Origin of the sequence: Massilia sp. 9I (assembly GCF_902506415.1) — a bacterium.
In the GTDB taxonomy this organism is placed as follows: domain Bacteria; phylum Pseudomonadota; class Gammaproteobacteria; order Burkholderiales; family Burkholderiaceae_D; genus Telluria.
Window position 1 is genome coordinate 3,652,247 of the sequence record NZ_LR733275.1, and the last position, 13,220, is coordinate 3,665,466.

Sequence of the window (13,220 nt, forward strand, 5' to 3'; positions counted from 1 at the left end):
GATCAGTTCGCGCGTATTTTCAGCATCCGGAAATAGACGACTATGCCACTGTGCCGCAATGTCAATACGGCGCTAACTCAACAGTATTTGACAGCTATCTGCACGCTTTTGGCGCGATTCGCTGTGTTTGCCGAAGGGATTCATAGTCATCCGCCAACACAGTTGCCATCTTGGCGTCGACTCAAAACAACAGCGACAAATTTTTTTCCGCGCGGCAAACACAGATTTTTTCCTGACGGTAAAATTGCCGTCCATCAGCTTTCGACGCCAACTATTTTCGGTTGGCGTTTGCATTTCAAAGCCTGTTAGCAGTTTTTAAGTCACCTAAAAATTTAACAATTCGGTTTCCTTCGATGCACACCACTGTTTCTGCTCCACGTTCGTTTTCCCTCGCGCAGACCCAGCAGTACGCACTGCCGGTCCTGTTCGCACTGTTCGGCCTGATCATGGGTTCGTGGGCCGGCCGTATCCCGGCGCTGGCCGAGCGTGTGCAGGTGTCCCACTCGGCGCTGTCGATGGTCCTGCTGTGCGGCGGCCTGGGCGCCGTCGTGTCCTATCCGATTTCGTCCTTCCTGATGGGCCGCTTTGGTGCGCGCAAGTCGCTGCTGATCTCGGGCATGGCCCTCCTGTGCGTGCTGGTGTCGATCGGCATGGCGCCGACCGTGCCGCGCCTGATGCTGTCGGTCCTGATGCTGGGCATTACCGCCAGCACCTTCGACGTCGCCATCAACTCGGCCGCCACCAAGCGTGAAAAGCTGACCGGCAAGTCGGAACTGTCGATGCTGCACGGTATCGGCTGCGCCGGCGGCCTGGCGGGCGCCACCCTCGGCAGCCTGATGGCCAGCATGAAGATTGCACCAGGCACCCACTTCCTGATGCTGGCCGGTCCGCTGGCCGTGGTCCTGTGGGGTGCATTCAGCATGATGAATGCCGACGACAGCGTCGAAAAGGTCGAAAAGAAATCGTTCTCGCTGCCGCGCGGTCCGCTGGCACTGCTGGGTCTGCTGGGCTTCCTGGGTTCGATGTCGGAAGGCAGCATTGCCGACTGGAGCGGCGTGTTCCTGAAAGAGCACTTCGGCGCATCGGACGGCCTGGCGCCGCTGGCCCTGTCGGCCTTCTCGGTGATGATGCTGCTGTCGCGCATGGTCGGCGACAAGATGAAAGTGCGCTTCGGCGCCCAGCGCCTGGTCACCATCGGCTCGATGGTCTCGGCAGCCGGCCTGTTCTTCGCCGTGCTGGCGCCGAACGCCTACGTCGCCCTGGGCGGTTTCGCGATCGCGGGCCTCGGCCTGTCCCTGCTGTTCCCCTTCGTGTTCAGCGCAGCCGGCGCACAAGGCCCGATGGCCCTGGCCGCCGTCGCCAGCATGGCCTACAGCGGCAGCCTGATGGGCCCGCCGGTGATCGGCGCCGTTGCTCACTTCGTCGGCATGCAGGCAGCGATCTCCTACGTCGGCATGCTGTCGCTGGTCATCGCTTTTGTGGCAAGCCGTACCAAACTGCTGAAGTAATGTTTTTGCCGGCTTCGGCCGGCACACCGTCCTCGCACGGCGCAAGCCGGCTTTCCAACGCAGACCGCGCCGAGCGCCGTCTGCGTTTTTTTTCGCCTGGCGGCGGCCGTTTGCGCTAGCCCAAGCCAGCCCCGGCATTCGCCGAACTTCGCCGCGCGCGCCCTCTCCAACCATGCAGCGATACGGAGAGGAGACCTCATGTCCAGCACTGTCGATGCGGCCGCGGTAACGCGCTTCCACGATGCCGAGCTCGCCCAACCCGACTGGCCGGCCCTGCACGGTGCAGCCGAGCTTGCCGGGATCTGGCGCGCCATCAGCGCCAACCACCATTTCAACTGCCTGCTGTGGCAGGAAGAAGACCGCGCACGCCGGGTCGACGTTCCCGCCGCCGCGATCGCCACCAGCAAGCGCCTGATCGACCGCTACAACCAGCAGCGCAACGACGCGGTCGAAGCCATCGACGAAGCCCTGCTTGCCGCGCTGGACCGCATCGAGCCCGGTCCCGGCGCGCGCCTGTCGAGCGAGACGCCGGGCGCGATGATGGACCGGCTGTCGATCCTGTCGCTCAAGATGCACCACATGCGCCTGCAGACCGAGCGCAGCGATGCCGGCCAGGCCCACGTGCAGGCGTGCAGCGCCCGGCTGCAGCGCCTGATCACCCAGCGCCACGATCTCGCCGCCTGTCTCGACGGCTTGCTGCGCGAGGCCGCCGCGGGCCAAGCCTACTTCAAGGTCTATCGCCAGTTCAAGATGTACAACGATCCCGCGCTCAATCCCTACCTGTACGGGCAGCCCGTGGGCGGCACCATGCCGGCGGGGAGCTGAATGGACCGGCCGCGCATCGACATACTCGTCCCGACGTGTGGCCGGCCGGCGGCGCTGGCAGTGACGCTCACCGCGGTCGGCGCACAGGACTACCCCGACCTGCGCATCGTGGTGTCCGACCAGACGGCGGGCGCGAGCGCCCTGGGCCAGCCCGAGGTGGTGGCCGTGTTGCGCTACCTGCGGGCGCGGGGGATTCCGGTCGAGACCTGGCACCACCTGCCGCGGCGCGGCATGGCGGAGCAGCGCGCCTTTCTGCTGGCGCAGGCGCACGCGCCTTACTGCCTGTTCCTCGACGACGACGTCATCCTCGAGCCGGACCTGGTGGGCCGCCTGCACCGCCTGCTCGTAGGGCAGGGCTGCGGTTTCGCCGGCAGCGCAGTGCATGGCCTGAGCTACCTGGGGCAGGAGCGGCCGGCGCAGGAGAGCGTCACGTTCTGGGATGGACGCGTCGCCCCGGAGACCGTGCGGCCCGGCGACAGCGCCTGGGCACGCCACCACCTGCACAGCGCGGCCAACCTGTTCCACCTGCAGCGCCGCCTCGGCGTGCCGGCCGAAGCGCCGCGCGCCTACCGGGTGGCCTGGGTAGGCGGCTGCGTGCTGTTCGACACCGCCAGGCTGCGCGTCGCGGGCGGCTTCGACTTCTGGCCCGCGCTGCCGGCCGAGCACTGCGGCGAAGACGTACTGGCCCAGCTACGCGTCATGGAGCGCTTCGGCGGCTGCGGCATGCTGCCCTCCGGCGCCTATCACATGGAGCTGCCGACGACGCTGAAGCAGCGCGAAGTCGACGCGCCCTGGGCCTTGCTGGCGCAGGGCGACCAGCAGGAGCATGCATCAGCTGCACAGGTCCGGCCATGAGTGCAGATCCGCAGCGGCTGGGCGGGGTGAAAAAGATCGCCGTACTGCGGCCGAATGCCGTCGGCGATTTCGTTTTCTCCCTGCCGGCACTGCATGCGCTGAAGCATGCTTATCCCAAGGCCGAGCTGGTCTTCCTGGGCAAGGAATGGCATGCGCAATTCCTGCAAGGGCGGCCGGGACCGGTCGACCGGGTCGTCGCGATGCCGGCCGTTCCCGGCGTGGGTGGGCTGGCGGACGATGCTGCCGATGCTGCTGCCGTCGAGCACTTCGTCGCGCGCATGCGGGATGAGCGTTTCGATATCGTGGCGCAGATGTATGGCGGAGGAGCGAGTTCGAATCCCTTCGCCAAGCGGCTTAACGGGCGCCTGAGTATCGGTGCGCGTGCGGATGGCGCGGCGCCTCTCGACCGCTGGGTGCCCCACGTGGAACCTGCGAACCGGCGCCTGGCGCTGCTGGAGATCGCCGCCCTGGCGGGGGCCACGCTCCCGTGGATGCCAAGCGAACTGGCGGTAACGCCGGCAGACCGTGCGGCGGCGGCGCAGGTCCTGCCGCCAGGTCCGGACCGTCCGCTGGTGCTGCTTCAGCCGGGATCGTCCGATGCGCGCCGCTGCTGGCCTCCTGAACGGTTTGCCGCCGTCGGCGATGCGCTGGCGGCGCGGGGAGCGCTGGTCGCCGTCAACGGAACGCCCCAGGAGGCGGCATTGGTACGGCAAGTGGTGACGGGCATGCGTCATCCGGCCCTGGATCTTGCGGACAGGCTTGGGCTAGGCGGCCTGTGCGGCGTGCTCGAGCGTGCGGCGCTGGTGGTGTCGAACGACACTGGCCCGCTGCACCTGGCGCTGGCGATCGGCACGCCCGCGGTCGGCATCTTCTGGCACACTAACCTGGTCGACGGCGCACCGCTACGTCCCGGGCTGCTGCGGGCCGCCGTGTCGGCGCAGGTGCGATGCACGGTGTGCGGTGCCGACAACCGCGCATCGCGCTGCGCGCACCAGGAGAGCTTCGTGGACGAGGTCGCGGTCGATGAAGTGCTGGGGCATGCGCTGTCGCAGCTGCGGGTATGGAATCCACACGATGGTTGTCCGGGAATCGCATCCCGCATTTGAACGCGGCCACGGCAACACCACCTTTCGTAGCCGGTGCACTCTCGAGGCATTGAACAGCCCGAGCTCCGGGGCGTCTCGAACTCAGCCGCATGGACCGTCGTCACAGACGGCAGGGCGCCTCGACCATTACCGGCGAATCCATATCCCGGCGCAGCCGCGACTTCACCAATCAGGCCAAGGTCCTGAAGGCGCGACTTCACCACTAGCGCCAGGCTCAGGCTCGCCCCGACTTCACCACTAACGCCAGTTCCAGGCTCGCCGCGACTTCATCAATGATCCAGGTTCTTGCTGCGCCTCGCCTCGACTAATAAGACGATATCCAGGCTGCGCCTCGGCCTCACCAATACGGCCACATCCCAGCCGCGCGCTGGCCGCTTGGGGCCGTTCCGGTAAGCAGGGCGCGCGCGTGCTGGAGGACGACGGCGGAGCGCTCGGCGGCGGGATCCCAGATGCAGCGGTGGCGCAGGCGGTCGGTCGGCGCCCAGCGGGCGATGTCGGCCTTGCTGAACACCACTACGCTGTTCAGTCCAAGGCCGGCGGCGATGTGCGAAACCCCCGTGTCGTTGCAGATCAGCAGCCGCGACCGGCTCATCAATGCGGCCATCGCCCCGATCGAAATCGGCGCCGCCGCTTCGATTGCCGGTGTGCGCATGTGCTGGGCCACCGCGCGCGCCAGCGGGGCTTCGTCGGCGGAACCGGTGAGCACGGTGTCGAAGCCGAACTCATGCCTGAGCTGGTCGGCGACCTCGGCGAAGCACCCTGGTGGCCAGCATTTGTCGCGCTTGCGCGCGCCGGGATGAATGCAGATGTAGTTGCCGGGTTCGAGATCGGGAGCGACCTTGCTGGCTTCGAGTTCCTCGATGTCCTCGCGCTTCAGCGGGAACTCGAGTTCCGCGCCGGCGAAGGGTGCGCCCAGCCGGTCCAGCAGCGCCAGCAGCCGTTCCTGCTCCGAGCCCATGTTGGGGTAGGGCACGAGCAGGGTGCGCTCGCTCTGGCTCGCTTCGCCGCGCGTGAAGCCGGCCATGGCGCTGGCGCCGAATCCGCCGACGATATGGTTGCTGACGTCGCCGCTGCCGTGCAGCTGCAGCGCCAGGTCGAAGCCGCGGTCGCAGATGGAAGCATAGTAGGACGTGAGTTCCTCGTGGCGCACCGGCTGCTCGGGCAGCAGCGGGTGTCCCGGGAAGGGAAGGAATTCGTCGATGTACTTGTCGAAGCGCTGCGCGAACTGCGCCGCCCAGGGCAGTCCGGTGAGAACGATCCTGGCCTCGGGCAGGGCCGCGCGCAGTGAGCGCAGGGCGGGCACCGCGCACAGCATGTCCCCCAGCTGCAGGGCGCGAAAGACGATGACGCTGCGAATTTCATGATGATGCAGGAACGGACGTCGAGTCATGTGTGCTCCGGAAGTCTGGCATGAGGCAGGCAAGGGGTCGGTTCACGCCCGGGATAAACGATCAAGGACATTGCGCGTGATCCGGTCGACCCTGCGGTCGCGCGCATCGCCCAGCACCTGGGCCCAGTCCGTGGTGCCGGCGGAGAACACAGTGCCACCGTGGCGGAACATGCCCATCGCCGCGACATGGATGCCTTCGCCCGCGCCGTGGCGCTCGCGCGGCGGCAGCTCCTGCCAGCGCCGGTCCAGCGGACAGGCGGCAAGCAGCTGGTAGCCGTCCTGCGTCCCGGCCTCGTCGCGCCAGGCCGAGAGGGTGGCGATGCCGTCCGATCCGATGTGGTCGACCGGCACCCCGTCGCATTCGTAGCCCGGCAAGGGCGGCCAGGTGTCGGCGCCGAGCGCATCGCCACGCGCCAGGCCGGTGCCATCGAAGACCCAATGTCCGGACTGCTGGACGATGAAGCCGGTGGTCTCGCGCGGGCCGTCCCACCAGCCGCCGCCATGGCAGTAGCTGGCGCCGCTCAGGGCGTCTTCCGGCCGCCCGGCGCCGCTGGCGGGCCACCAGTGGTCCCAGGCGCCATGCTTGCCGCCCTGGTGGCACACCATCGCGGTGGCGTCGTCGACCAGGGGGATCGGGCCGCGTAGGACGCCACCAGCACAGGTTGGCGCCGAACAGGGCCAGGTTGCCGCCGTCGGCCACGAAGTCTTCCACCGCGTCGCGCGTGTCTTCGGTCCAGTATTCGTCGTGGCCCACGCTGACCAGCAGGCGGTAATCCTGCAGCAGCGCGGGCTGCGCATGGATGTCGATATCGGTACAGAAGTCGACGGCGTAGCCGCTGCGTGCGAGCCAGCGGATGAAGCGCGCGTCCCAGTGGGCGAAGGTCTGGCGCGGCGAGCGCCAGTCGTAGTGGTCCGGTGCGCCCCAGGTGGCGCCGCCGATGCCGCCGCCGGGACGGCGCAGCGAGACGCGGGCGCCGGGCGGCTGCTGCGAGCGGGGCGGATTGGTGTAGAAGCAGCCGCCGCCGGAGCAGTTGTAGGCATGCCAGGTGGCGACCGGCAGCTTGTACAGGATCGCCTGGCTGGCCCTGGCGCGCACCACGAACAGCGCGGCGGCCGAATCGGCGGATAGCCGCAGCTCGCCGCCCTGCGGTACTTCGAGGTGGGCCAGGTAGACGCCCGAGGGCCAGTCGTTCCCGGTCTCGACCGGGTAGGCAGGCCACCCCCAGTCCTCGTCGGGGCGGCCGTCGGGCAGCTGCTCGGCGCGCAGCCAGCCCCCGCGCGGCATGCCACCCAGCCGCACGGGCGTTAGCCCGTGCTCCCAGCGGTAGATGGCGATCCGGAAGCGGGCTTCGTCGCCCGCCACGTGCAGCTGCAGGGTGTCGCCTGCCTGCACGCTGGGACGGCCCGGGTAGGCCCGGATCATACCGGCAGCTCCGGCTCGCTGCGCTTGGTGACGAGGAAGGGTGGGATCGCCAGCGCGTGCAGCGGCATCTGCCGGAACGCGGCCACGGCCTCGAAAGGCGTTTCGACGATGGGTTCGTCCTTGCCGTTGAACGAGGTGTTGAGCAGCACCGGCACCCCGGTGCGCACCTCGAAGCCGGCCAGCAGGGCGCGCAGCAGCGGGTCGTCGGCGGGGCCGACAGTCTGCAGGCGCGCGGTGCCGTCCACATGGGTGATGGCGGGCAGCATGGGCGCGACCTCCGGCCGCACCGGCGCGGCGAACTGCATGAAGGGCGAAGCCCCGGCCACGTCGAAATAGGCGGCCGCGCGCTCTTCCGGCACCACCGGCGCCAGTGGGCGGAACCATTCGCGCTGCTTGACGCGCGCGTTGATCCAGTCGCGGATGCGGTCGCGGCGCGGATCGGCGAGGATGCTGCGGTGTCCCAGCGCGCGCGGGCCGAATTCGCTGCGTCCCTGGTACAGGCCGATCACGCGGCCCGTGCACAGCAGGTCGAGCATGCGCGCGCACAGGGCGTCGCGGCCGCGCGGGCGTTCGATGACCAGGTCGGCGGCGCCGTCGAGCGCCGCTTCGATGTCGGCCAGCTGGGGCGGCGGGCCGAGGTAGTCGGCGCTCCAGCGGAAGTCGCAGGGACGGACCGCCAGTTCGGTGAGGCCGTAGATGGCGCAGCCCAGCGCGGTGCCGGCGTCGCTCGGCGCCGGCGGCAGGAACACGCGCCGGAACGGGGTCTCGCGCAGCAGGCGTTCGTTGGCGGAGCAGTTCAGCGCAGTGCCGCCGGCGAAGCACAGGTGCTCGGCCCCGGTCTGGCGGTACAGCCAGTGCGCCAGCGCGAGCAGGGCATCCTCGAAGGCGCGCTGCCCTGCCGCCGCCAGGTTGGCGCTGTCGGTGAAGCGTGACTCGGCGCTGCCGAAGCGGAAGCGGCTGCGCTCGCGCAGCAGCGAGCGCCACGCGGACGGGATGCCGACCGCCATGCCCTCGACTTCGAGCGCGGGCAGGCCGAGGGCCGCCGGGTCGCCGTAGGGCGCCAGGCCCATGACCTTGCCCTCGTTGCCTTCGCCCGGAAAAATCGCCTGCGTCAGCAGGTAGTAGAACATGCCGAGGCCGACGAGGCGGGCGTCGTCTCGGTCCCAGACCTGCTTGCCGATGCAACGGATGCCGCCGCGCGTGGCGCTATAGAAGGACGAGACCTCGCGCCAGTCGCCGGGCGTATCGGCGGCGCCGCTCCAGGCCTCGGTGAAGTCGGACACGGGGCTGCCCTGGCCGTCGATGACCATCACCGCGGCTTCGTCGAAGGGAGATGGATGGAACACGCTGTACAGGTGCGCCAGGTGGTGCGAGATGCGCGCGCGGCGGTTGCCGCGGGCCAGCGCGAGGCTGGCGGCCAGCTCTTCTTCGTATTGGGGCAGGCTGCGGATCTCTTCGTCGGACGAGAAGCACTCGACCACGATGTCGACCGGGCGTTCGAGGCCTGGCAGGCGCGGCAGGTAATGCTCGCGCAGGTCGCCGGGTTTACCCCAGTGGTGCTTGCGTCGTGTGAGACGTTCCTTCTGGATGGCCCAGGCCAGGTGCGAGCCGTGCATCAGGCAGATGCTGGCGTCCTGCGTCCGGTTGATACCAAGCACAACGGGGGTGTCGTCCATCGTCTTCTCCTGGTTTTTTGGTGCGATTCGGAACAGCCCATCTTTGAGCCTGATGAGCCTTGATTAGTTCACGCCGTTTGCCGAAATGCTGGATGCCGCCGCGCCGCCCTGACGGGGGTGAAAGTAAGGCGAGAAGAAAGGCGGTATGATCGGCGCATTGTCCTGTCCGTCCCTGATGCCGACCATGCTCCAGACCCCCGCCACCTTCACCCCGCTGTTCGCACCGCGTCCCGACCCCGCGCCCCTGAGCTTCCTGTTCCACGGCGGCCGCCTGCTGGTGCGCGAGCACGACCTCGCGCTGCCCGACAGCGCGACGCTGGACCAGCTGGAAGTGGACCCCTCGCGCCTGCAGCCGCTCGGCCTCTACGGCGAGCGCTATTGCGAGACCGGCTGGTTCGACAGCGAACCGGCGCTGCCGCCGGGGTATGCGCTGCGCGGCCTGCGCTCGCTGTTCTCGGACATGGACGAGGAGCGCCTGGGCCTGGCGGCGCGCGCGGCCCAGGTGGCCGAATGGGCGCGCACCCACCGCTTCTGCGGCGCCTGCGGCAGCGGCACCGTGCTGGCGGCGGGCGAGCGCTGTTATAAATGCGTGGCCTGCGGCCACATGGCCTATCCGCGCATTTCACCGGCGATGATGGTCTTGATCAGGAAGGGCGACAGCGTGCTGCTGGCGATGCACCTGGCCTCGCCAACCAAGCGCTTCGTACCGCTGGCCGGCTTCCTGGAAGCGGGCGAATCGGTGGAGGAGGCGATCCACCGCGAGGTTTACGAGGAGGTGGGGCTGCGGGTGCAGAACCTGCGCTACTTCGCCAGCCAGTCCTGGCCCTTCCCGCATTCGCTGATGCTGGCGTTTACCGCCGACTACCTGGACGGCGAGATCCGCATCGATACGACCGAGCTGTCCGAGGCGCGCTGGTTCGGGCCGAACGACGAATGGCCCGAACGGGTGCCGCACATTTCCGTATCCAGTGTCTTAGTGGACGCGCACCGCCCACAAGGCCGCTGAGAGCGCTCTAGGACTGCGCCGGCACGCTTTCCGCCCCGGTGCGGACCGGCTGCGCTTGCGGCTTGGCGCCGGTGCTGCGCAGCTGGACCGCGCGCTGCAGCAGGTCGAACCAGAAGGGCGCGCCGAACAGGGTGGTGCCGGCGGTGATCAGCCAGCCCGCCACCTGCAGGGCAAACGCGGAGTCGAAATGTGGTGGGAAGCTGGTCCAGCCGATCGGCAGCGACCACAGTTGGCGCAGCGCTTCCGCATCGAGCGCCGTCGGCGCAGCCTTGATGTGGGCCGCCAGGGTCGGGTTCTGCCACAGGGTCTGGAACAGGTGCACGCTGTCGATGTTCAGCAGGATGGTGAGCAGCAGGGCCAGCAGGAATGAAATCAGGAGCTGGCGCCGCTTGTAGACGCCGGACAGGCGCTCCATCGCGCTGTTGAACCAGCCGGCGATGCCTTCCTGGAAGCGCTGCAGGTCGCCACTCGACTGGCGGTACAGGGCCAGCAGCACGCGCTTGACCTGCTCGTCGGGCAGGGCTTCGATCGCCGCCTGCAGCGGAATCGCCGGGTTGCTGCGCAGCGAATCCAGCAGCGCGATCGCGAAGTGCGCCGGTTCGATGTAGGATGGTTTTACTGAAAGCGGACGGCGGGCCTGCGTGCTGCCGTGTGGATTGACCAGCGGATGGTCGTACAGGCTCTGCGCCAGCGCTTCGCAGCGCGGGTCGTCGAGCATGCGCTTGATAGCAGCGAGCAGCATGTTGGCGCGCAGGCTGAAGGCCGCCGCCAGCGCTTCCTGTAGGGTACTGACGACCAGCGCCAGGATGCCGTAGCAAAACGTCAGGCCGATGGCGACTTCGAGGACGGTGCTGCCGAACATGGCGATCTCCCAGGCGAGGAACCAGCTTCCACGCTACCGGCGCTTGGCAGGGACACATTAACTTTGCTCAATAAACCGGCAGCGCCCGGTGCCTTCCCCGCATTTTCTATATACTTGCGGCAATCGATTTTTTAAGGTTCACCATGTCTGACAAAGAAGCTTTCACCGAACACGACTGGCGCCGCCTGCTGGCCAGCCTGGGCGAGAATCCTGATCGTCCGGGCCTGCATGAGACGCCGGCGCGCGTGGCGAAGGCCTGGAAACACTGGACCTCGGGCTATGACCAGGATCCCGTCGAAGTGCTCAAGGCCTTCGAGGATGGCGCGGAGGAATATAACGAGCTGATCGTGGTGCGCGGCATCCCGGTCTACAGCCACTGCGAACACCACCTGGCGCCCTTCTTCGGCAAGGCCACCGTCGGCTACCTGCCGAACGGGAAGATCGTCGGCCTGTCGAAGCTGACCCGCCTGGTCGACATCTTCTCCAAGCGCCTGCAGGTGCAGGAACGCATGACGATCCAGATCGCCAACGCGCTGATGGAAGTGCTGGAACCGAAGGCAGTGGGCGTGGTCGTCAAGTGCCGCCACATGTGCATGGAAAGCCGCGGCATCCGCGCCATCGGCGAAGAGACCATCACCTCCGCCCTGCTGGGCGAACTGCAGCCGAACCTGGCGCTGCGCACTGAGTTCCTGGCGCTCGCAAGGGATTAAGAGCGCCTAACAATTCCCCCATGGCGGTGTTGGATCGTCTCGCCGTACTAAGGTACTGTCTTCGCGGTCCGCCGCTGCGGCGATCCGCCTTGCCCTGGGGGTTTATTAGACGCTCTAAAATCTAGAAGCCCTCCGCGAGGGCCGGGTTTGTCTTGGAACCTGTTCCGGATCGCCACCCTCCAAGTTATTTTCGGAGGGCGCCATGGACCGTCCGGCCTATCCCAGCGATATTTCTCGCGAACAGTTTGAGCCCGTACGCGGCATGCTGGAAGCGGCGCGGCGCAAGACCCGCCCGCGCAAGCACGACCTGTACGACGTGTTCTGCGCCGTCCTGTATTTCCTCCATACCGGCGCCACCTGGCGCAGCATGCCGCCCGGGTTTCCCCCATGGCGCACGGTGCACGAATACTTCACCCAGTGGACCATGCTGCGCGACGGCGACCGTACCCTGCTGGAAAGCGTGCTCGAGAAATCCGGGCGCGATGTCGAGCTGGCCCAGCTGCGCCGACTGCTCAACCGTCATTGAGCTACGGCAGTTGTTAACGCCATTGACACGACATTGTCACAATCTGTTGCACTTTCTCGAAATGTGCGCCGGCCGCGTTCGGCTAAGCTAAAGAAAAATTATCAATAATTTATCTGTGGGCCGGCACCATGATCGAGCACCTCAACCTCCTCCTGTTCTCGGCCCTCAATGCGCAGGCTGGCCTCGCCGGCTGGCAATTGCTGAGTGCTATCTTCGCCGCCCAATGGCTGATTTTCGTGGTGCCGCTCTCGCTCGTGATGCTGTGGATGGGCGGCGCCAGGCCTGCGCGCGAGGTCGCCCTCCGCGCCCTCATCGCCGCGGTCTGCGCGCTCACCCTGAACAACCTGATCGGCCACTTCTGGTACAGCCCGCGCCCATTCGTGCTCGAGGTCGGCCATACCTTCCTGCTGCACGATCCGGACAGCTCCTTCCCGAGCGACCACGCCACCAGCATCTTCTCGGTAGCCCTGGTGCTGGCCTTCAGCCGCGTGCAGGAGGCGCGCCGGATCGGCTGGATTCTGCTGCCTCTGGCGCTGGTGGTGGCCTGGTCGCGGGTCTACCTGGGCGTGCATTGGCCGAAGGACATGGCGGGCGCGCTGGTAATGTCGGCCGCGATGGCATGGCTGATGAGTACGCCGGCCCTGCGCGCCGCCTGCGCCAGGTTGTTGCCGGTAACGGAAGGCATGTACCGCCGGGTGCTGGCGGTACCGATCGGGCGCGGCTGGTTGCGCCCCTGAGAAAGGTCCGGGTAGGAAGCGCGGCCGGCAATGTACTGGTCGCCACCTGCGTCGGTGCGAGGGGATCCAACGCACGCAGGAAGCGTGGGCGGGTTTCCGTGCCGGCCGCGCTTTCTACCCTGTTCTTTATTCCGCCGAAGGCGCCGTCGCCGCTTCGAATACCAGCTTGTCGTGCTCGTCGATGTGGAAGCTGCCCAGCGCCTGGCCGGTGACCGCATTCGCTTCCGGCGCCTCGAGTTCGGTACAGGCCTGGGTGTCGACCTGCCACACCTCCTCGCCCGAGCGCAGCGTGTACACGTTCGGACCGCTCGCGAACAGCTCGATGTCCAGTCCCGACAGGGTTACCTCACCCAGGTTCAGCTGGCGCATGCAGTCCGGCATGCGGGTGGCGGTCAGGCGCAGCCCCACGTTCTTGCTCCAAAAATAATCCTGCACCACGCGCAGGGTCAGCGAACGGTCCTTGCCGTCGATCTGGTAGCTGGCCGTGTCGTTGACACAGCCGGCCAGCAGCAGCGGCGCCAGCAGGGCCGCAAGGGGGACGGGCAGGGAGAAGAGCTTGCGCATTGGCGGTTCCGTTGTCAAATGATGCGTGAAGG

Annotated in this window: 12 protein-coding genes and 2 pseudogenes; 8 read left to right on the forward strand and 6 right to left on the reverse strand. The window is 67.4% G+C overall.

Annotated elements, in window-relative coordinates; all coding sequences use genetic code 11:
* Positions 1-353: 353 nt before the first annotated feature.
* The 4 genes from GV068_RS16350 (at position 354) to GV068_RS16365 (ending at position 4,294) form a co-directional block, all read left to right on the forward strand.
* Positions 354-1,508 carry an MFS transporter gene (locus tag GV068_RS16350; protein ID WP_159700003.1) on the forward strand — a complete coding sequence of 385 codons (1,155 nt, stop codon included), beginning with the start codon at positions 354-356 and terminating at the stop codon, positions 1,506-1,508.
* A 198-nt stretch (positions 1,509-1,706) separates the two neighbouring features.
* Positions 1,707-2,333 carry a DUF4254 domain-containing protein gene (locus tag GV068_RS25235; protein WP_159700006.1) on the forward strand — a complete coding sequence of 209 codons (627 nt, stop codon included), beginning with the start codon at positions 1,707-1,709 and terminating at the stop codon, positions 2,331-2,333.
* Positions 2,334-3,188, forward strand: coding sequence for a glycosyltransferase family 2 protein (locus GV068_RS25240; RefSeq protein ID WP_159700009.1), 855 nt, complete (start codon positions 2,334-2,336; stop codon positions 3,186-3,188). It begins immediately after the preceding gene.
* Positions 3,185-4,294, forward strand: coding sequence for a glycosyltransferase family 9 protein (locus GV068_RS16365; RefSeq protein ID WP_159700012.1), 1,110 nt, complete (start codon positions 3,185-3,187; stop codon positions 4,292-4,294). Before GV068_RS25240 ends, GV068_RS16365 begins: the two co-directional genes overlap by 4 nt.
* A gap of 337 nt (positions 4,295-4,631) precedes the next feature.
* Here the strand turns inward: GV068_RS16365 and GV068_RS16370 are convergent, their stop codons facing one another.
* The 4 genes and pseudogenes from GV068_RS16370 to GV068_RS16380 form a co-directional block, all read right to left on the reverse strand.
* The gene (locus tag GV068_RS16370; RefSeq protein ID WP_159700015.1) at positions 4,632-5,684 is read right to left on the reverse strand and encodes a glycosyltransferase family 9 protein; all 1,053 of its coding nucleotides are present in this window, start codon (positions 5,682-5,684) and stop codon (positions 4,632-4,634) included.
* 42 nt (positions 5,685-5,726) lie between these two features.
* The gene (locus tag GV068_RS25245; protein ID WP_229464260.1) at positions 5,727-6,290 is read right to left on the reverse strand and encodes a N,N-dimethylformamidase beta subunit family domain-containing protein; all 564 of its coding nucleotides are present in this window, start codon (positions 6,288-6,290) and stop codon (positions 5,727-5,729) included.
* Positions 6,291-6,351: 61 nt separating this feature from the next.
* Positions 6,352-7,107 (reverse strand): annotated as a pseudogene (locus GV068_RS25495) (N,N-dimethylformamidase beta subunit family domain-containing protein); the annotation flags it as partial.
* Positions 7,104-8,783, reverse strand: coding sequence for a carbamoyltransferase C-terminal domain-containing protein (locus tag GV068_RS16380; RefSeq protein WP_159700018.1), 1,680 nt, complete (start codon positions 8,781-8,783; stop codon positions 7,104-7,106). The gene GV068_RS16380 and the pseudogene GV068_RS25495, both read right to left, overlap by 4 nt.
* A gap of 184 nt (positions 8,784-8,967) precedes the next feature.
* Between GV068_RS16380 and nudC the strand changes: the two genes are divergently transcribed.
* Positions 8,968-9,789, forward strand: coding sequence for an NAD(+) diphosphatase (gene nudC / locus GV068_RS16385; RefSeq protein WP_159705118.1), 822 nt, complete (start codon positions 8,968-8,970; stop codon positions 9,787-9,789).
* Between the two features lie 7 nt (positions 9,790-9,796).
* Here the strand turns inward: nudC and GV068_RS16390 are convergent, their stop codons facing one another.
* Positions 9,797-10,651 carry a hypothetical protein gene (locus GV068_RS16390; protein ID WP_159700021.1) on the reverse strand — a complete coding sequence of 285 codons (855 nt, stop codon included), beginning with the start codon at positions 10,649-10,651 and terminating at the stop codon, positions 9,797-9,799.
* Between the two features lie 143 nt (positions 10,652-10,794).
* Here GV068_RS16390 and folE point away from each other — a divergent pair, with 143 nt between their 5' ends.
* The 3 genes and pseudogenes from folE (at position 10,795) to GV068_RS16405 (ending at position 12,624) form a co-directional block, all read left to right on the forward strand.
* Complete coding sequence (gene folE, locus GV068_RS16395; RefSeq protein ID WP_159700024.1) at positions 10,795-11,361, forward strand: GTP cyclohydrolase I FolE; 567 nt, start codon at positions 10,795-10,797, stop codon at positions 11,359-11,361.
* 202 nt (positions 11,362-11,563) lie between these two features.
* Positions 11,564-11,839: pseudogene (locus GV068_RS16400) on the forward strand (transposase); the annotation flags it as partial.
* Positions 11,840-12,015: 176 nt separating this feature from the next.
* Positions 12,016-12,624 (forward strand): phosphatase PAP2 family protein, encoded by a 609-nt coding sequence (locus tag GV068_RS16405; RefSeq protein WP_159700030.1) that lies wholly within the window; start codon positions 12,016-12,018, stop codon positions 12,622-12,624.
* Positions 12,625-12,750: 126 nt separating this feature from the next.
* Here the strand turns inward: GV068_RS16405 and GV068_RS16410 are convergent, their stop codons facing one another.
* Positions 12,751-13,188 carry a hypothetical protein gene (locus GV068_RS16410; RefSeq protein ID WP_229464262.1) on the reverse strand — a complete coding sequence of 146 codons (438 nt, stop codon included), beginning with the start codon at positions 13,186-13,188 and terminating at the stop codon, positions 12,751-12,753.
* Positions 13,189-13,220: the final 32 nt, after the last annotated feature.